Genomic DNA, 19192 nt, shown 5'->3' on the forward strand with positions numbered 1-19192 from the left:
CTATTTCTTATAATTAAAAATATGAGATGCTGATTTATAAATAATTACAAATATATCGTCTTTATTGGATAATTTTGTGACTAATTACAATAAATTGACACAGAAAAAATACGTTAATATTGTTTGGTCTAATATTTAAAGAATTACTAAGAATCTTTTTTGCTAAATATTGGATAATTAGAGAAATAAGTTAAAGGGATATGTCGTACGATAGAATTAAACTTAAAAGTTTACATGACAAAGTAATTACAGCTGAGCAAGCTGCATTACTCATTAAAAACGGTATGATCGTTGGCTCTAGTGGATTTACAAAGGCTGGAGATAGTAAAGTTGTTTTACCCGCATTGGCGGACAGAGCGAAAACCGATCCTTTAAAGATAACGTTAATTACGGGTGCTTCTTTGGGACATGGAACTGATGGTAAGTTGGCTGAGGCTGGAGTTCTTGCCAAACGTATGCCTTTCCAAGTAGATCGTATATTGAGAAGTAAGATTAATGCTGGTGAGGTGCTATTTATTGACCAGCATCTCAGTGAGACAGCAGAGTTATTGCACAATAAAAATTTAGCCGCAGTAGATATTGCTGTGTTGGAAGTAGCAGCGATTGAGGCGGATGGTAGTATTATCCCGACAACTTCTGTTGGTAATGCTGCAACTTTTGCGGCTTTAGCAAAGCAAGTTATCTTGGAAATAAATACAGCGGTTCCGATCGAGATACGTGGTATACATGATATTTATCAAGCCGAAGATTATCCGAGAAGAAACGTGATCCCTATTGTTGCTCCCGAAAATAAAATCGGTCGTAAGACAATCGCATTAGATCCTTCAAAAGTCGTTGGGATTGTATTTACTGATATCGAAGATAGCCCTGCAGATATTGCAGAACCAGATGCTAAGACAACGGCTATAGCTCGTCATATTTTAAATTTCTTTGAAAAAGAAGTGGAAATGGGACATCTATCTTCTAGTTTATTACCTCTTCAGGCAGGTATCGGTAAGGTCGCCAATGCTGTCCTGATGGGATTTAAAGATAGCAATTTCCGAAATTTAACGATGTTTTCAGAAGTGCTGCAGGATAGTACCTTTGATTTGATTGATGCGGGAGTTATGGATTTTGCTTCAGCATCTTCTATCACCGTTTCAAAGCCATGCTACGATCGTGTATTTGGTAATCTGGACAAGTATCGTGATAAAATGGTATTGCGACCGCAAAATATTTCCAATACACCAGGCTTGATCCGTCGTTTAGGAGTGATCGCTATCAATACGGCAATTGAGTTTGATATCTATGGAAATGTCAATTCGACGCATATATCAGGAACTAATATTATGAATGGTATTGGTGGTTCTGGTGATTTTGCTAGAAATGCTTATTTAAGCATATTTGTTACCCAAGCAGCATCTAAAGAAGATCGTATTTCACATGTGTTACCTATGGTGTCGCATGTGGATCATACCGAACATGACGTTGATATTTTAGTAACGGATATTGGATTAGCGGATTTAAGAGGTTTAGCACCTCGTGAGCGCGCGCAAGTTATTATTGACAACTGTGTGCATCAAGACTATAAAGAACAGCTACAAAGCTACTATGATCGTGCTTGCGAGCGTGGGGGTCATACTCCACATATCTTGGAGGAGGCATTTAGCTGGCATATCAATTTGCGCGATCAAGGCACGATGAAAAAATAAAGAAATCGTATTTCCATAAAAAGCAAAGCAGCTATCTTAACCAATAGCTGCTTTGGTTTTTTTACTATTCCAGCGATCTTTATGCTTTAAGTATAGTTATTACTCGTGTACAATAAAACTATATTTTAAATAGAATCTTACATTTAAGTAAGGGTGTAATTTGTTTAAGTTTGCGTCTCAAATGCCTTGATCACTGAATAAATTTGGACGTAATATTTCTTTTTTTGATATAGAAATCTAAAATTCGGCCAGCTTCTAGAGGTCGATCAGTACTTAATATATCAGCACCATTTTCTATGAAACGTGCATATAATTGATCACCTTTTTGTTTAGCCTGTTTATCTAAATTACCTAGTGTGCCTAATATGCACATGATACCATGACCGTGAATCAGATCTATTAAACTTTTTTCAGCCTCGCTCGTTCCTATAAAAGCAACCAGACGATTATCCGGAATATCCCGGTCATTCAATCGGAGTAAATCAGAAACATTTTTTATAGGTGCTGAAAGCATCAAATCTGGTGCTAAATTGTGCACAACTGCAGCTTGGTTTGCCGAATACGTGATGATAACGGTGTTGCTTTCCGATTTTTGATTACGAATAGCGCGAATTACTAAATCATAGGGGACCCCTTGCTTCACATCTAGGGTAAATATAACTTTTCCTTTGCCCCAAGCAAGTGCTTCTTCGAGCGTCGGAATTCGGTAGGGAGTTAATTTTCCATTTGGATCTTTCAGTCTCAAATTCTTGAGCTCATTTTTTGTTTTTTCATCCACTTTGCCCGATCCGTTTGTTGTTCTTTCTAAGCGGCTATCATGCATAAGTATTAAAGCAGAATCTTTCGTGAGTTGGACATCACATTCCACGATGGCTGGTCTGTAACTTGCGTTAAAAGCAAAGGTTTCGATCGCATTTTCTGGATAACCAGTTGTAGGGCCGCCTCTATGCAGGCTGATCAGTGGATATCGGTTTTCATCATATGTTAAAAATTGATAAAGCTCTTCAACGGTTTTTAAATTCAGATTCTTATTATTTGCCAAGACATCCGTGGATGTCCCATTTCTAAAGCAAGCTGCTAAAAAGACAGTAACAAAAGTTAAAAAAAGAAAGAGATTTATTTTTTTAGGCATACGGTAATCAGGTTATAGGTGGTTCTTCAATAATAGGACAAGATCTTCGACAGGTGTATTGATCTGATCGATGATCAAGTGAGCTTGTTTATAAAAAGGTTCTCGTTCTACTAATTTTTCACTGATAAAATTAAATAACTCTTCTTCAGTTTTTCCAATTAAGATAGGTCTCTTATGGAGTTTTGACTGTGAAAGTCGATCAAATAATGCCTTTGGTGACATCTGTAAATAAACAGAAACACCATTTTCATTCATCCACTGCATATTGTCAAAAAAACAAGGCGAACCACCGCCCGTAGAAACAATCGCTTTCTGCTGTGCTATTTTTTGTAAATGTTCACGTTCTAATGCTCTAAACTTTTCTTCTCCATGAAGTTGAAAATATTCAGTAATCGACATACCAACTTCTTTGACAATTTCATCGTCGGTGTCGATAAAAGGTAATTCTAATTTACTTGCTAATTTTTTGGCTAAAGTTGTTTTTCCACTTCCCATATAGCCAATTAAAAATATTGGTTTTGGCATCTTGTTATTTATCTAAACTTAAGTATCGATCTTCTATTTCTTTTGCATCAGGGATGTTATTATAATGCCATTTGTTGACCACTGTTCCTGATTTTAATAAGAGGATTCCTGGGTTGGCACGAACCATACTTTTCAACGGAATAAGATCGGCATAGAATATTTCTGAAATTAAATGTAGTTTATCACTTAAATAATCTGATTCGTCAGCTGAACTAGCTGTCAATAACACGATGCGTAGGTTGTAATCTTCGGTTAATGTGGTAGCGATTTTATTGATTTTATCAAGCGCATCTAGATTTGCTTTAGACAAATCCTTAGCCACAATAATTAAATTATAGTAAGGATTATTGATGATTTCTTGCGTATGGTCATTACCTTCTGCATCGGTAATCAATAGATCCGTAATCGGGATCTGATATCCTTTTTTAACCAATGTGCTTTTGGGTTCACCAATGATTTCCCAATTGGTATCTTCCCATACTTTTTCAGACATGTAAATTTTATCTGTGATGGTTTTTGTTTCACCAGTTTTAACATTTTTCATGTTATAAACCTGTTCGTACACATCTCCTTCTTTTCCTTCTGGCAATACCATGAGTGACGGAATGTGATTGCCAATTTTATAAGGAAGAAAGTCAATAAATGGTAAGAACATGACGGTGTAAATCCCGATTCCGAAAGATAATATTGCTGTCAGTGTAGCGACAAGCCCTTGAGTAAATGAATCTTTAATAAGGGGTTTAATTTGATCTCGATAGATAAAAATAATTAAAATTAGGGCTAGCAGAATAAGATCTTTACCAAAAGATTGCCATGGCGTTAATGGGATAGCATCACCAAAACACCCACAGGAAGTAACCACTTCAAAAAAGGCAGAGTAAAAGGTGAGGAATGTGAAGAAAATGATTAACAGTAATAGTCCCCAAGCTACAAGTCGTCTGTACAAACCCAGTAATAACCATATCCCTAATATAATTTCGAATGCACAGACAATAATTGCAATTGTCGTCGCATAATCCATTAAAAAGTCGGTGTGAAAAACATGAAAATATTCCTCCAGCTTATAACCAAACCCTGTTGGATCATTGGCTTTTATAAATCCAGAGAATATAAATAGTAAACCTGTGAATAGGCGTGCAAATCCAAGTAGGTAATTTGTTTTTTGCTTTTTAGTGTTGATGAGTGCTGACATGACTTTAGTTTGTTTGAGCTAATCCCATTTTTATAAGAGCAAAAACGGCATAATTTAACATATCTTGATAGTTGGCATGGATCCCCTCAGAAGCGATTGTAGTTCCATTATTGTCTTCAATTTGTTTGACGCGGTGAATCTTCATGAGAATCAGATCGGTCAATGAAGTAATACGCATTTCTCGCCAGGCTTCGCCGTAATCATGGTTTTTTGCAAACATTAAATCACGTGTTTCAGTTACCTTCTCGTTGTATTTTTGATTGACAAAATCAGGACTTAAATTTTCTTCGCCATCTTCGCCCAATTCCAGTTGAATCATAGCCATAATGCAATAATTAATGATGCCGATATATTCTTCTAGAATACCTTCTCCAACTTTGGATACTTTTTTTACTTCCAAAGTGCGGATACGCTGTGCTTTAATATAGATCTGATCGGTTATTGAAGAGAGTCGCATGATGCGCCAAGCTGTTCCATAATCTTTCGTTTTTTTGATAAATAAATCTTGGCAGTGCTCGATAACTTTATTGTATTCCTGAGTTGTATTCATATATTATTTGCGTATTTCACGAGAAAGTGATTGAACTATTGTTACAAATATAATTAGAATTAACCATTTTTATACGTCACAATTATGTCCAATTTGGATGAATCGGTATATTAAAAAATAAAAATGTTGATATTTGATCGAAGGATTTATCGCTTGTGTATCGGTAAATTATAAATGTACTACAGATGACTATTAAAAAACCTGAAATAAGAGAAGTAACCATCACTCGTTACATTCAGCCTTTTCGCGAAGGAGGGTCTTTGCCTGCTTTGGTGGATGCTGATGATGGATTCAATTATGTGATTAAATTTAGAGGAGCTGGGCAAGGAAGAAAGGCATTAATTGCGGAATTGATCGGTGGCGAATTGGCACGTATTCTTAATCTCAGAATGCCGGAACTTGTTTTTGCGGATTTAGATGAATCTTTTGCACGTACAGAGCCTGATGAAGAGATTCAAGATTTATTGAAATTTAGCGTTGGTAAAAATCTAGGTGTTCATTTTCTCAATGGTGCCATTACTTTTGATGCCAATGTTGATCAGATCACAGCCGATGAGGCTTCTCGTATTGTATGGTTAGATGCCTTGTTGATGAATGTTGATCGAACAGTACGAAATACCAATATGCTCATCTGGCATAAAGAATTATGGTTGATCGATCATGGTGCATCTTTATATTTTCATCATAGTTGGGATAACTGGGAAGACCAAGCTATAAAACCATTTATCCAAATTAAAGATCATGTGTTGTTAAAGAATGCGAGTGATGTCGAGTTGGTCGATAAGCAATATCGATCACTATTGACAGAAGAAGTGATTCGAAATCTAGTAGATATTGTGCCAAGTGAATGGTTGATCGATGAGTCCAGGGATTTAACTGCTGCAGATGCACGTGAAGTATATGTATCATTTTTCATGAAACGTTTAGCACATGCCGACCATTTTTTAAATCAGATTAAAGATGCCAGAAAACACATTATATGAGTATGCTGTGGTGCGTTTAGTACCACGAGTGGAACGAGAAGAATTTATTAATGTTGGTATAGCACTTTATTGCCGAAAATACCGGTTTGCCAATGTATTGTTTGAGATTGATGAAGCAAGAGTTCGATCGTTATGTCCAGATATAGATATGGATATGATTCAGTCACATCTGGAATCTTTTGTGAAAATCTGTACTGGTGCTCAAGATGGAGGCAAATTAGCTGCATTGGACCAAACGGAGCGATTTCGATGGTTGACTGCAAATAGAAGCACTGTCATCCAATGTTCAGCCGTGCACCCTGGACTTTGTGTGGATCCAGCCGAAACGTTAAAACTCCTTTTTGATAAGTTAGTTTTATAGCTAGTATATTTTATCTATCATATAAGTATAGTATCTTTGTGTTACCATTATAAAATAGGGATTAAACCCATGAATAACTTTTACGAACATATTTATCAAAAACAATTGGAGGTATTTGAAATGCCATCCAATAAAAAAATATCAGGTTGGGCTGTCGGTATCCTCGATCTTTTGTTTCCCGAGCGCAATGCAGGGGGGATAAAATCTGTTGCTGAGGTAGAGCTTGCTTTTCAACAAGCTGAAATCGAATTAGAACAGTTATTGAGTAAATCCAAAGCCTGTGAGGTCTGCGATCACTTTCGTGTTGCACATGATTTTTTTCAATCGTTACCAAAGTTATATGAATTGATGTGTTCGGACGCAGATGCTTTGATTGCTGGCGATCCTGCGGCAAAAAATCAACGAGAAGTTATTCGTACCTACCCAGGTTTTTTTGCGATTAGCATATTTAGGATAGCAAATAAATTACATCAGCTTGGAGTGCCCTTGATACCCCGTATTCTGACCGAGCATGCGCACTCCAAGACAGGTATTGATATTCATCCGGCTGCTGCTATTGGACATCACCTGTATATTGATCATGGCACAGGTTTAGTCGTAGGAGAGACCAGTGTAATTGGCAATTATGTCAAACTGTATCAAGGGGTCACTTTAGGTGCTTTGAGCGTGGACAAAATTTTATCAGATGTCAAAAGACATCCGACGATTGGCGATCATACCATTATTTATTCAGGGGCAACAATATTGGGCGGTGAGACCGTGATAGGACATCATTCCGTAATAGGGGGAAATGTTTGGCTGACCAATTCCGTTGAACCTTATACAACCGTGTACCATCAAGCAAATGCTAAGTTTATAGACTCCAAACCTTTAATTTAAATATGGGAAATATCATCGATACAATTGGAAACACACCCTTAGTTGAAATTACAAAATTTCATACAAACAGAAAGGTGAAAATTTACGCCAAAATGGAGGGTAACAACCCTGCTGGAAGTGTCAAGGACCGTGCTGCATTGAATATGATTCGATCAGCCATGGAAAGAGGTGAAATTACAAAAGATAGTAAGTTGATTGAAGCTACAAGTGGTAATACAGGGATTGCGCTCGCAATGATTGCCGGTATCTATGGTCTCAGCTTAGAACTGGTCATGCCTGTTACATCTACTCGTGAACGTACACTAACTATGGAAGCCTTTGGAGCAAAAGTGACATTGTTGGAAACCATGGAAATTTGTCGTGACTATGCAGAAGAGAAGGCTGCTTCAGGAGATTACTTTATTTTGAATCAATTTGCTAATCCAGACAACTACAAAGCACATATTAAAACTACAGGGCCTGAAATTTGGCGCGATACAGCTGGCAAGATTACCCATTTTGTGAGTGCTATGGGGACTACCGGTACGATCATGGGAAACTCGATTTATTTAAAAGAACAAAATCCAGCCATTCAAATCGTAGGATGCCAACCTACGGAAGAATCTTCGATTCCTGGTATCCGTCGCTGGCCACAAGAATATTTGCCAAAAATCTTTGATCCTTCGCGCGTAGACCGTATTATTGATATTTCTCAGAAGGAATCTACAGCTATGGCTCGTGAGTTGGTCAGTAAAGAAGGTATTTTTGCAGGGATGAGTTCGGGTGGAGCATTTGCGGCAGCGTTAAAAGTTGCAAATGAAATTGAAGAGGGTGTATTGGTTTTTATTGCATGCGATCGAGGCGATCGATATCTCAGCTCAGATCTATTTGCATAAGTTATTTTATGTCGAAATAATATAAAAGGGTTATCCATTAGGATAACTCTTTTTTTATGTCCCGTTTTTGAGATCACCTAGGATGAGTATCAAAATGGAGAATCTTTGATAATCCTGAAATTAAGAACGTTTGTTAAAGCACTCTTATGAGTTATTCACATTGTTAATTCAGAATGTGGATAACTGTAGGTGGCGCATGTCAGTTTTTCCACAATTTTTATTTCAGTTGTTAATAAACTATTTAGGTGGTATTTGTTTGTTTTATGCGTATATAGGTGTATTATTGCCCTATTTATTCTTTTTTATTGATAATCAAAAATAAGTATTTAACATTTTAATTTGTCTATGGTGATTATTTTATACATGTGCATAAATACCATAATTCACTCTTTAGTATATCAATAAGTTCTACTTCTATGAATTGATTTATATTGATTATGCACATTTTACATAGGTTGTTAACAATAAAATGTTAATAACTTATGAGGCCGTATATTTACGACGATCATTAAAGGTTATTATTACATTTAAATTCCTCATTACGAGAATTTTATATATATTTTTTAAAAGTATATTAGATTTTCTTTTAAGATATGAATAATTTCTATTATCTTAGAATGTGTACAAAATACAACCTTAGTGTTACGTATACATCACCAATTTAAACCCATTAAATCAAGTAAACTGTTTTGTTTGATCATTTATTGGATTTCTGAGCCAATAAGCAAGACCTATTCTTGATTTAATTAGTACAAACTAATTAAACCAAACAGAAAAAATTATGAGTAATCTTAATTTAAGTCAAAACCAGTGGAAAAAGGCATTTTGGATGGGAGCAATACTCTCCTTATCTACGATCTGCCAATCTCCCGTGCTTGCTAGCACAAAAAGCCCTACTCTTATCAACTTGGCGCAAGAAAAGATTTCTGTCAGCGGAATTGTAACCAATGCTGATGACGGAACGCCAATAGCAGGTGTTACGGTACTTGTTGTAGGTACTAACATTGCCACCAAAACAAATCAAAATGGAGAATACGTATTAGCCAATGTTCCAAGTAATGGAAAATTAAGCTTTCGTATGGTTGGAATGACTTCCACAGACGAGGATGTGAAAGGTAGAACAAGTATTATGGTTAGTCTTGGGAGTTCAAATGCCAATCTAGATGAAGTAGTGGTGGTCGGTTACGGTGTACAGAAGAAAGAAACGGTTACGGGATCTGTTGTTGCTGTAAAAGGAACAGACCTGGCTAAATCTCCTGCACTCAATGTTTCCAATGCATTAGCTGGACGTGTACCAGGAGTAATCGCAACAAATGGATCAGCAGAACCGGGTTATGATGGTTCGACCATTAGTATTAGGGGTACCAACACCTTGGGTAACTCTAGTCCCTTAATTGTTATTGATGGTATTCCGGCACGTCAAGGTGGTTTTGAACGATTAAATCCTGCTGATATTGATAATATTTCTGTTTTAAAGGATGCTTCGGCCGCCATCTATGGAGCTCGTGCCGCCAATGGTGTAATTTTAGTAACCACAAAAAGAGGTACCAATGGAAAGCCAAAACTTTCTTATAATTTTAATAAAGGATTTTCACAACCCACAGTCATTCCGAAATTAACCGATGCGGTTGAATACTCAGAATTGAGAAATGAACTGGAGATTTATAAACTTCCTGTCGCAGAATGGAGCGCGGCACAAAATGCCTTCAATACGACGGGTACCTACATAAGACCAAATAGTACCACTGTTTCAGCTCCTTTTACACCTGAAGATGTCCAATTATTTAGAGATGGAAGCGATCCTTGGGGACATCCAAATACAGATTGGTATGGGGAGACTTTAAAAAATTGGTCTCCACAGGAAAAGCATAATGTTCAAATTGTGGGGGGTAATGATGCAGTAAAGTACCTCACTTCAATAGGATATCAGAATCAAGATGCATATTATAAAAATTCTGCTACTGGATATAAACAATATGACTTGAGGATTAATCTGGATGCTAAAATTAGTCAATACATCACCACTAAATTTGGCGTTTTAGGTCGTCAAGAAAACAGGAATTTCCCGACTAAGACTGCAGGTACAATTTTTAGAATGCTGATGCGCGGTAATCCTACTCAACCGGCTTATTGGCCAAATGGAATGCCTGGACCTGATATTGAAAATGGTGAAAATCCTGTTGTGATCACGACTAATGATACCGGTTATGAAAGAGATAAAAGATATTACTTTCAGACCAATGGGCAGATTGATATCACGATTCCTTGGATAGAAGGATTGAAATTTTCTGGAAATGCAGCAGTGGATAAGTATATTAAAAAAATCAAACGTTGGGAAACTCCTTGGTACCTGTATACTTGGCAAGGGGCTTATGAAGCTGATGGGGTAACACCACAATTGGTGGCGGGTAAAAGAGGTCCTGCAGATCCAAGATTAAACCAGTCCGATGAAGATCAATTGAATATTTTGTTAGGCGGTGTACTGACGTATGACAAAGTTATTGGCGATCATACGTTTAATATATTGGCCGGTGTCAATAGAGAGACCATCCAAAATGACAGTTTCTCTGCTTATCGACGCTATTTCTTATCGGATAAGATTGATTATCTGTTTGCTGGTGGTGATGCCGAGAAAAATAATGACGGTAGCGCATGGGAGCGTGCAAGATTGAATTATTTTGGAAGGGTCAATTACAATTATAAATCGAAGTACATTGCTGAGTTGCTATGGCGTTATGATGGGTCTTATATGTTTCCTCAAAAAACGCGTTATGGATTTTTTCCAGGAGCGATGTTGGGTTGGGTCGCTTCAGAAGAAAAGTTTTGGAAGGATAATATAAAAGCCATTAATTATTTTAAGATACGGGCATCTTATGGTCAGATGGGAAATGATAATGTCTTTTATGATGATCTCCTTCAAGAATATCAATTCTTCTCCACGTATAAATTCGGAACCTATATCATAGGGGATGAAATGATCAAGACCTTGTATGAAAGCCGTGTACCAAATAATTTCATCACGTGGGAGGTCGCGAATAACTATAACTTAGGTATTGATGCACAATTTTTAGGCGGCAAGATTAATTTTGAATTTGATGTTTTTAAAAATAGACGAAATTCAATTCTTTGGCGACGCAATGCATCAATTCCACAAAGTACAGGAATGACCCTTCCTGCCGAAAATATTGGTAAAGTAGATAACAAAGGATGGGAATTTAATTTAGGTTACCGCGATCAGAAAGGTGATTGGGGATATAGTGCTTCTATAAATGGTGGATACGCAAAAAATAAAATTGTTTTTTGGGATGAAGCAGCTGGTGCACCATCTTGGCAACAAACGACTGGTCGTGTGATCAATTCGGGATTATACTATCAGTATGATGGGGTGTTTAAAAACCAAGAAGAGATTACTGCCAATACGCTCGATTATTCGGCTATCACGAATAATCTCAGACCTGGTGATATGAAGTATAAGGATTATGATGGTGATGGAAAGATTACACCAGACGATCGTGTCCGTACAGATAAGAATACCAATCCAACCTTTCAAGGTGGTTTGAATCTGGGATTACGGTACAAGAATTTTGACCTATCGATCTTATTTCAAGGTGCTACTGGTGGTGAAGTGCGTATCGCGACAGATGAGTCTGGAGCAATCGGCAATTACCTGCACGAATTTTATGAAAATAGATGGACGATTGATAATCCTAGTTCCGAACATCCTCGTATTACTGATCGTTCTGATCAGTATTATTCCAGTGGAAATACCTATTGGTTACATTCTAATAATTATCTGCGCTTAAAAAATGTGGAAATAGGATATAATTTAAGTGCAAAACTTGTGGAGCGCTTAGGGATTTCAAGCTTTAGAGTTTATGCGAGTGGTATGAACTTGGTTACTTGGTCCAAATTGAAAATGTATGATCCTGAATCGACTAATACCTTAGGACATTACTACCCTCAAGCTCGATTAATCAATACAGGTATACTTTTATCTTTTTAATTCGCTATCATTATGAAAACAATAAAATTATTTTATATACCGATTTCTGCCTTATTATTTACGGGACTATTTGCTAGCTGTAATGATGATTTTGTCAATACTAAACCACTCTCAGAGGTTCCACAAGAGCTCGTATGGACAGATGCTGGACTCGCTCAAGCATTTGTAAATGATTTATATAATGGCTTTGGACAAGGTGGTTTTAACGAACAGATGTTAGCCTCGCTGACAGATGAGTCTATGTTTACTCATCCAGGTAGAGGGATCAATACCATTACAGAGAGTAGATCCAATCCAGCAGATCAGGGATGGATCGTTGATTCTTATGAATATGGGAATATGTATAAGCGTATTCGTGCGACAAATATTGCGATCGAAAATCTTATTGAACCAAAATTCAATAATGAATCGCAGGCTAAACAGATGTTAGGAGAAGCTTATTTCTTACGTGCCTATTACTATCAGCAACTGTTACGCTTTTATGGTGCGATTCCATTGATTACTAAGGTTTATACCCTCGAAGATACAGACTATACTGCAGCTCGAAATACATACGAAGAATGCGTCAATTTCATTGTCAAAGATTGTGAACAGGCAGCGACTTTATTGAATGGGGCGGCAAAAGTAGATGGACGTACCAATGAAGCTGCTGCTTTGGCATTAAAAGCTCGTGTGTTGCTATATGCAGCTTCAGACTTACACGATATCCCAACTGCAAAGGCCAAATCAAATACGATTTCAGCCTATGGTAATCCCGAATACTTAGGCTATGTTTCTGGAAATAGAATAGAGAGATGGCAAAAAGCTAAAGCAGCAGCAAAGGCTGTGCTGGATAAAGCAGAATTTGCATATAAGTTAGATTTATCTACGAAAGAAACGCCAGCTGATGGACGTGCAAATTATATTGCTTTAGCCATGGGCGGAAGTTCAAAAATTGCTGATGCTGATGCAAAACGAGATTTAATTTTAGGAAGATTTTTCAATGATTTGAAAGATGAGGCAGGGGCATATGTTGGTCGTAACAATGGACCTAATGGCTATCACAATTGGGCTGGAAATAGTCCAACTCAGTTGCTTGTAGATGACTATGAAACTTTGTCTGGCGAAAAATTTGATTGGAATAATCCTGCTCACGCAGCAAATATATATACCAATCGTGATCCTCGGTTAGGCGCTTCGATTTTATATGATGGCGCTACTTGGAAACCTAGAACAGATGATGTTAAAAATCGTGATCCTTTAAATCAAATTCAAACGGGTCAATATGAGGTGACCAATTCAGGAGGAGTTAAATCTATACAATATGGATTAGATACGCGTAATTCTCCTGTGGAAGATTGGAATGGTAGTTATACGGGATATTACATGCGAAAATTTGTAGATGCCAATCCTGCAATCGTTGATCAAAATACCAGACAAAGTGTGCCATGGCCTGTACTTCGATATACAGAAGCAGTATTAAATTACGCCGAGGCTTGTATCGAATTGGGAGAGGATGCCGAAGCACGCACGTGGCTCAATAAGATTAGATTCAGGTCGGGTATGCCTGCTATTGCCGATAGTGAATCTGGACAAAAATTAAAAGATCGATATCGCAATGAAAGACGGGTTGAACTGGCTTATGAGGAGCACCGTTTCTTTGACACACGACGTTGGATGAATGCTAAGGAAACAATAGGAAGACAGGTTACCTTAATTAATATTTTTGGTACACTGAAAGCAGGAAAGCTGGTGAGTCTTTACCAATATAACACGGACAATTATACCTACTCTTATAAAGTGAATACAATTGCACCAGGTATTGAAAATAGAAACTGGTTGGATAAAATGTATTTTATATCCATTCACCGCGATGAAATAAATAGAAATACCAAATTAATCCAAAATCCGGGATACTAATTCTGAACGAGGCACTCGTGCTCAATTAGATCGTTAATGGTAAAAGAGGTTATCCGGAATAAAGTATGAAGCTTCAGCTGCAAAAATTCATACTTGTTATTCGAGATAACCTCTTTTTTTATCCGCTAGATGAAAAAAGGAGATCATTATTTTTTATTTATCATGACGTGTAAGTATATCTTCTTGTTTTTCGTTAGGCTATATTGCCATATCGAATATTTCAAATAACTTTTTTGTCCCGATGGGAATTAAAACCTAAATATGTTCTTAACCTATGACTAAAACAAATGTATTTTTACTAATTCCTCCCATTCATCATCGAGTGAACCTTTAAATTCTTCTTTTTTTGCTCGATTATACCAATATCGAGCATTCCAAAGATCTTTTTCTTTGCGATGTAAGTAAGCGTGTATATGGGCAGATTTAGCATCTTGTAAATGATCTATTAAATCATGCGCTTTTTGCCAATCGCCTTTTTTATCCCACCATAGTGACTCTAGCCAAATAGACAGATCCATAGGAGGAACAGCTAATGCTGTTGAAGATGAAAATTTTTCAAATGTTAACATATCTCTAAAATAACTAAATCCAAATAAAAAGGGTGATTTTTATTAAAATCACCCTTTTTATTATTTGAACTTGCTCGCCAAAGCTGCTAATTTAGAAGCCATATCTGTTTCAGGTTCTTTTTCCTTTCGATCTTTTTGGTTAAAAGTCTTTTGTTCTCTTTTTGGTTTTGGAGAAGAAGATACTTCACTAGTTTTCATAGAGAGTCCGATGCGATTTCTCTTTTCATCAATTTCTGTTACGGTCACCTCTACATGTTGCTGCACTTTAACAACCTCATGTGGATCGGATATATAACGGTTAGAGAGTTGACTTAAATGTACAAGCCCATCTTGATGCACACCAATATCAACGAAAGCACCAAAATTAGTGATATTGGTAATGATACCGGGTAATTTCATACCGACACGTAAATCAGAAACCGCATTTACACCATCAGTAAAGGAGAAAGCTTCAAATTTTTCACGTGGATCTAATCCTGGTTTTGCTAATTCGGCTATAATATCATTCAGAGTCGGAAGACCAACTTCATCAGAGATATAGTTTTTTAATGGTATCGTTTTTCTTAATTCAGCATCTTTTAACAGGTCATGTACACTTGTTGAAAGATCTTTTGCCATTTGTTCAACCAATTTATAACGTTCGGGATGCACCGCTGAGGCATCTAAAGGATTTTCAGCATTACGGATGCGCAAAAATCCTGCTGCCTGCTCAAAAGCTTTGTCTCCTAGGCGAGGTACTTTCTTCAGTTCACGACGTGATTTGAATGGACCATTTTCTTTTCTATAATTGATGATTGATTGTGCTAAGGCAGGCCCTAAACCAGATACATAAGCTAAAATTTGTTTCGATGCGGTATTTAATTCAACACCAACATTGTTGACACAACTCATGACGGTATCATCTAGAGAGCTCTGCAATTTATTTTGATCGACATCATGTTGATACTGGCCAACACCAATCGATTTCGGATCTATTTTCACAAGTTCTGCTAATGGATCCATCAATCTTCTACCAATAGAGACAGCACCACGGACAGTGATATCTTGATCTGGAAATTCTTCTCGAGCTGTTTCTGAAGCCGAGTATATGGATGCTCCACTTTCGTTGACCATGACAATAGTCACCTGATCCAGGTTGAGTTTACGAATAAATTCTTCGGTTTCTCTTCCAGCTGTTCCATTACCAATCGCAATTGCTTCGATATCGTATTTTTTTACAAGATAAGGAATAGTACGGGTTGCTTCCGCAAGACCGCCAGCGCCACTGTGAGGGAATATAGCTGTGTTTTCTAATAATGCTCCTTGTTGATCCAGTACCACAGTTTTACAACCTGTTCTAAATCCAGGATCGATCGCTAAAATTCTTTTTTGCCCCAGTGGGGCTGCCAACAATAGCTGACGTACATTATCTGCAAATACTTTGATCGCTTCTTCATCAGCTTTCTGACGTGTCAAAACGCGGATTTCGGTTTCCATTGATGGTTTTAATAAACGCTTAAAACTATCCACCAATGCCAAACGCACCTGAGCCGAAGCTTCATTATTTGCTTTGATATAGATTTGTTCGATGACCGGGATGACCTCTTCTTCTGTCACTTCAATATCCAAATAAAGTAATTCTTCTTTTTCACCGCGACGCATGGCCAGTACACGGTGAGAGGGGGCATTTTTTAAGGATTCGGACCATTCATAGTAATCCTTATATTTCAATGCAGCTTCTTCTTTTCCAGGTACAACACGGGATACAAACTGACCTTTTTCTAAAAATATTTTTCGTGCTTTATCTCTTACCTCCGCATTTTCAGCAATGGTTTCTGCAATAATATCACGTGCACCAGATAATGCTTCTTCTACCGAGTTTACACCTTTTTCTTCATCAATTAGTGATGTTGCTAAATCTGTGAAATCAGTGCGGTCTTGAGCGAGTAGGAGGTCAGCCAGTGGTTGAAGCCCCTTTTCCCTAGCCATACTTGCGCGTGTTTTACGCTTAGGTTTGTAAGGAAGATAAATATCTTCCAAATTGGCCATAGTCTCGACACTCTTGATTTTGAGTTCTAATTCAGGCGTTAATTTTCCCTGCTCTGAGATGGACTTTAAGACCGCTTCCCTTCTTTTGTCTAAGTCACGTAATTGTTGGATGCGATCACGGATGGTGGTTATCTGCACTTCATCTAGACTACCTGTCATCTCTTTTCTATAGCGAGATATGAAAGGAACCGTAGCGCCTTCATCTAGTAAACCAATCGTTGTTTGTACTTGTTTTTCGCTAATTGCTAATTCCTTCGAAACTATAATTTCGTGTGTCATAAATAGGGAATGTAATATTTATTAAAATAGAAAGCTGCTGGAAATAATCCAACAGCTTTATTTGACAATATCTTATTGAAAATAAAATGCTTAAACTTATGCTTCTTTCGAAGGTTCTTCTGTATTTTTAAGAGGATCTGTTGTTGTTTTTCCAATAGATGCTGTTGGATGTTCCACAGGTGCTACTGGGCTTTCAACAGGTGTCGTTGGATTTTCCTCTGTCACAGCTGTCTGTGCATTTTCTGCAAAATGATCATTGTAGCCATATTGAAAATGATTAGGTTCTTCGCCATAATCAGGTTGACGGCTGTATTGCATAGTGCCTTCGGGCGCCGTAAATTGAGGAGTCTTTTTTTCAGATTCATCCGTCTTTTCAGCTTCAGCATCATCTTTTACCTTTTGTTCCGCAGCTTGAACTTCTGCTAAGGGATTTTCTTCAACTTTTAAATCAATATCTTTCTCGAAATTATTAATTTGATCAGAAATTTCTCTCTTGATACCCTCAGAAGCATCTTTAAATTCTCTAATTCCACGACCTAGGCCTCTTGCTAATTCAGGAAGTTTTTTACCACCAAATAATAAAAGAGCGATGACCAAAATCAACATCATTTCTGATGTCCCTATGTTAAGAAATGCAAATATTTGACTGTACATTATACTATCGTTTTAATAAATTATAAATGCTAAGTTACAGCAATATTTTAAAAATGGAACAGTGTTTAAGTAAATATTAACAATTCAATTGTAAAAATTTAGTGGGTTAATTTGACAATTTCATTATCATTTATTGATAGATAAGAAATGTAGGAGTGAGAAAAATCTCGTACTTTTGAAATCTTTTCAAATTTAGTAGCGGGAAATATGTTGAAGCGATTAAAATCTTACAAGCCTTATTATTGGAGCACTTTTATACTGGCTGGTCCAGTAGTGATTTCTCAATTGGGTCATACCATGGTGCACATGGCTGATAGTGTTATTGTAGGGCACTTTGCCGGTACTATACCCTTGGCTGCGGTATCATTGGTCAATGCTGTTTTCATGATCGTCATGGTGATCGGACTAGGGATTGCATATGGTATCACACCATTGATCGCACAAGAAAACGGACGTGGCAATAAGGAAGAATGTGCCAAATTATTATCCAATAGTATTTGGATCAATGCTATAGCAGGAGTACTGTTGTTTTGCCTTGTTTATTTTGGGTCGATGTTGGCTATTGATCACTTAGACCAAGATCCTGCAGTTGTAAAAGAGGCAAAACCTTATTTACTAATATTAAGTTTATCGATTTTACCTCTGATGATCTTTAGCGCCTTCAAGCAATTTGCAGAAGGATTAGGATTCACTAAGCAGGCGATGAACATCACCATATGGGGAAATGTACTTAATATTATTTTAGCAGTCATTTTTGTTAAAGGTATGTTTGGTATCAAACCGATGGGGGTTAGTGGAGTAGGGTACAGTACGTTGATCGACCGTGTTATGATGATGGTAGTTATGCTATTTTACGTCATGAAATCTTCTTATTTTGAGCCTTACATCAGTAAGTTTAAACTTTGGGCAGTTGATCTCATTCGTGTTCGAAAAATATTGAAAATTGGGGCACCTGTGGCGATGCAATATGTGTTTGAAATTGGCGCATTTGCCGGCGCTTCACTCATCGCTGGTACAATTGGTGCCGTAGAGCAAGCTTCTCATCAAGTTGCTATTCAGCTGGCTGCGATGACCTATATGATGGCTAGTGGAATTGCTGCTGCTGCAACAATTAAGACAGGAAATAGCTTTGGTAACAAAAATTTCTTTCGACTACAGCGTTTCGCAGTTTCATCTTATCAACTGGTTTTGATCTTTATGACCTTGACAGCATCTATTTTTGCCATCTTTAATAATTATCTGCCTTTTATCTTTACAAAGGATATGGCAGTAGTCACAATTGCTTCACACCTGTTAATTATAGCCGGATTATTTCAACTATTTGATGGAACTCAGGTAGTCGGTTTGGGCGTGTTGAGGGGTATGGGTGATGTCAATATTCCGACCTTAATCACCTTTATTGCTTATTGGATCATTGGATTACCGAGTGGTTATTTTATGGGTGTTCATTTAGGAATGGGAGTTGAGGGTATCTGGTATGGTTTGACCATGGGTTTATTAACCTCTTCCATATTGCTATATTGGCGTTACCGTATTGTTATTCAAAAACATTTGAATTCTTAACACAAGCAT

General features: G+C 37.2%; 15 protein-coding genes. 8 read left to right on the top strand and 7 right to left on the bottom strand.

The genetic code is table 11. The features are described from left to right. The first annotated feature begins 200 nt into the window (after nucleotides 1–200). Nucleotides 201–1691 carry a succinate CoA transferase gene (locus tag C8N37_RS19845; protein ID WP_108160565.1) on the top strand — a complete coding sequence of 497 codons (1491 nt, stop codon included), beginning with the start codon at nucleotides 201–203 and terminating at the stop codon, nucleotides 1689–1691. A gap of 190 nt (nucleotides 1692–1881) precedes the next feature. On the opposite strand, the gene C8N37_RS19850 is transcribed toward C8N37_RS19845, so the two are convergent. The 4 genes from C8N37_RS19850 to C8N37_RS19865 are packed head-to-tail and all read right to left on the bottom strand — an operon-like array spanning nucleotide 1882 to nucleotide 5090. Further along, on the bottom strand, nucleotides 1882–2823 hold the full coding sequence (locus C8N37_RS19850; RefSeq protein WP_108160566.1) for a glycerophosphodiester phosphodiesterase family protein: 942 nt from the start codon (nucleotides 2821–2823) through the stop codon (nucleotides 1882–1884). A gap of 12 nt (nucleotides 2824–2835) precedes the next feature. Further along, on the bottom strand, nucleotides 2836–3348 hold the full coding sequence (locus C8N37_RS19855; RefSeq protein WP_108160567.1) for a shikimate kinase: 513 nt from the start codon (nucleotides 3346–3348) through the stop codon (nucleotides 2836–2838). Between the two features lie 4 nt (nucleotides 3349–3352). Further along, on the bottom strand, nucleotides 3353–4540 hold the full coding sequence (locus C8N37_RS19860; RefSeq protein ID WP_108160568.1) for a BT_3928 family protein: 1188 nt from the start codon (nucleotides 4538–4540) through the stop codon (nucleotides 3353–3355). Nucleotides 4541–4544: 4 nt separating this feature from the next. Then, nucleotides 4545–5090: a DUF1599 domain-containing protein gene (locus tag C8N37_RS19865; RefSeq protein WP_108160569.1), complete on the bottom strand. Its 546-nt coding sequence runs from the start codon at nucleotides 5088–5090 to the stop codon at nucleotides 4545–4547. A 185-nt stretch (nucleotides 5091–5275) separates the two neighbouring features. On the opposite strand from C8N37_RS19865, the gene C8N37_RS19870 reads away from it, so the two are divergent. The 6 genes from C8N37_RS19870 (at nucleotide 5276) to C8N37_RS19895 (ending at nucleotide 14090) form a co-directional block, all read left to right on the top strand. Next, nucleotides 5276–6073, top strand: coding sequence for a HipA family kinase (locus C8N37_RS19870; RefSeq protein WP_108160570.1), 798 nt, complete (start codon nucleotides 5276–5278; stop codon nucleotides 6071–6073). Continuing rightward, nucleotides 6051–6434 carry a DUF3037 domain-containing protein gene (locus tag C8N37_RS19875; RefSeq protein ID WP_108160571.1) on the top strand — a complete coding sequence of 128 codons (384 nt, stop codon included), beginning with the start codon at nucleotides 6051–6053 and terminating at the stop codon, nucleotides 6432–6434. The genes C8N37_RS19870 and C8N37_RS19875 overlap by 23 nt, the downstream gene beginning before the upstream one ends. A gap of 69 nt (nucleotides 6435–6503) precedes the next feature. Next, nucleotides 6504–7313, top strand: a complete 810-nt coding sequence (locus tag C8N37_RS19880) for a serine O-acetyltransferase (RefSeq protein WP_108160572.1) — start codon at nucleotides 6504–6506, stop codon at nucleotides 7311–7313. Between the two features lie 2 nt (nucleotides 7314–7315). Beyond that, on the top strand, nucleotides 7316–8188 hold the full coding sequence (gene cysM / locus C8N37_RS19885) for a cysteine synthase CysM (RefSeq protein WP_108160573.1): 873 nt from the start codon (nucleotides 7316–7318) through the stop codon (nucleotides 8186–8188). Nucleotides 8189–8969: 781 nt separating this feature from the next. Then, nucleotides 8970–12191 (top strand): SusC/RagA family TonB-linked outer membrane protein, encoded by a 3222-nt coding sequence (locus C8N37_RS19890; protein ID WP_108160574.1) that lies wholly within the window; start codon nucleotides 8970–8972, stop codon nucleotides 12189–12191. Nucleotides 12192–12203: 12 nt separating this feature from the next. After that, complete coding sequence (locus C8N37_RS19895) at nucleotides 12204–14090, top strand: RagB/SusD family nutrient uptake outer membrane protein (protein ID WP_108160575.1); 1887 nt, start codon at nucleotides 12204–12206, stop codon at nucleotides 14088–14090. 278 nt (nucleotides 14091–14368) lie between these two features. On the opposite strand, the gene C8N37_RS19900 is transcribed toward C8N37_RS19895, so the two are convergent. The 3 genes from C8N37_RS19900 to tatA all read right to left on the bottom strand — a co-directional run bounded on the left by C8N37_RS19900 (nucleotide 14369) and on the right by tatA (nucleotide 17620). Further along, a complete protein-coding gene (locus C8N37_RS19900; protein WP_108160576.1) occupies nucleotides 14369–14659 on the bottom strand; it encodes a hypothetical protein in 291 nt (96 codons plus the stop codon). A gap of 60 nt (nucleotides 14660–14719) precedes the next feature. After that, a complete protein-coding gene (locus tag C8N37_RS19905; protein ID WP_108160577.1) occupies nucleotides 14720–16966 on the bottom strand; it encodes a Tex family protein in 2247 nt (748 codons plus the stop codon). A 96-nt stretch (nucleotides 16967–17062) separates the two neighbouring features. After that, nucleotides 17063–17620 (bottom strand): Sec-independent protein translocase subunit TatA/TatB, encoded by a 558-nt coding sequence (gene tatA, locus C8N37_RS19910; RefSeq protein ID WP_108160578.1) that lies wholly within the window; start codon nucleotides 17618–17620, stop codon nucleotides 17063–17065. A gap of 207 nt (nucleotides 17621–17827) precedes the next feature. Between tatA and C8N37_RS19915 the strand changes: the two genes are divergently transcribed. Beyond that, on the top strand, nucleotides 17828–19183 hold the full coding sequence (locus C8N37_RS19915) for an MATE family efflux transporter (RefSeq protein ID WP_108160579.1): 1356 nt from the start codon (nucleotides 17828–17830) through the stop codon (nucleotides 19181–19183). The last annotated feature ends 9 nt before the right edge of the window (nucleotides 19184–19192 follow it).

This window comes from Sphingobacterium faecium, assembly GCF_003054045.1.
GTDB lineage: Bacteria > Bacteroidota > Bacteroidia > Sphingobacteriales > Sphingobacteriaceae > Sphingobacterium > Sphingobacterium faecium.

What these genes read in the sequence shown, in the direction of transcription:
- tatA (WP_108160578.1), bottom strand. Translation starts at nt 17,620, where the DNA reads ATGTACAGTCAAATATTTGCATTTCTTAACATAGGGACATCAGAAATG.
- C8N37_RS19845 (WP_108160565.1), top strand. Translation starts at nt 201, where the DNA reads ATGTCGTACGATAGAATTAAACTTAAAAGTTTACATGACAAAGTAATT.
- C8N37_RS19855 (WP_108160567.1), bottom strand. Translation starts at nt 3,348, where the DNA reads ATGCCAAAACCAATATTTTTAATTGGCTATATGGGAAGTGGAAAAACA.
- C8N37_RS19890 (WP_108160574.1), top strand. Translation starts at nt 8,970, where the DNA reads ATGAGTAATCTTAATTTAAGTCAAAACCAGTGGAAAAAGGCATTTTGG.
- C8N37_RS19870 (WP_108160570.1), top strand. Translation starts at nt 5,276, where the DNA reads ATGACTATTAAAAAACCTGAAATAAGAGAAGTAACCATCACTCGTTAC.
- C8N37_RS19905 (WP_108160577.1), bottom strand. Translation starts at nt 16,966, where the DNA reads ATGACACACGAAATTATAGTTTCGAAGGAATTAGCAATTAGCGAAAAA.
- C8N37_RS19900 (WP_108160576.1), bottom strand. Translation starts at nt 14,659, where the DNA reads ATGTTAACATTTGAAAAATTTTCATCTTCAACAGCATTAGCTGTTCCT.
- C8N37_RS19875 (WP_108160571.1), top strand. Translation starts at nt 6,051, where the DNA reads ATGCCAGAAAACACATTATATGAGTATGCTGTGGTGCGTTTAGTACCA.
- C8N37_RS19850 (WP_108160566.1), bottom strand. Translation starts at nt 2,823, where the DNA reads ATGCCTAAAAAAATAAATCTCTTTCTTTTTTTAACTTTTGTTACTGTC.
- C8N37_RS19915 (WP_108160579.1), top strand. Translation starts at nt 17,828, where the DNA reads ATGTTGAAGCGATTAAAATCTTACAAGCCTTATTATTGGAGCACTTTT.
- C8N37_RS19865 (WP_108160569.1), bottom strand. Translation starts at nt 5,090, where the DNA reads ATGAATACAACTCAGGAATACAATAAAGTTATCGAGCACTGCCAAGAT.
- C8N37_RS19880 (WP_108160572.1), top strand. Translation starts at nt 6,504, where the DNA reads ATGAATAACTTTTACGAACATATTTATCAAAAACAATTGGAGGTATTT.
- cysM (WP_108160573.1), top strand. Translation starts at nt 7,316, where the DNA reads ATGGGAAATATCATCGATACAATTGGAAACACACCCTTAGTTGAAATT.
- C8N37_RS19895 (WP_108160575.1), top strand. Translation starts at nt 12,204, where the DNA reads ATGAAAACAATAAAATTATTTTATATACCGATTTCTGCCTTATTATTT.
- C8N37_RS19860 (WP_108160568.1), bottom strand. Translation starts at nt 4,540, where the DNA reads ATGTCAGCACTCATCAACACTAAAAAGCAAAAAACAAATTACCTACTT.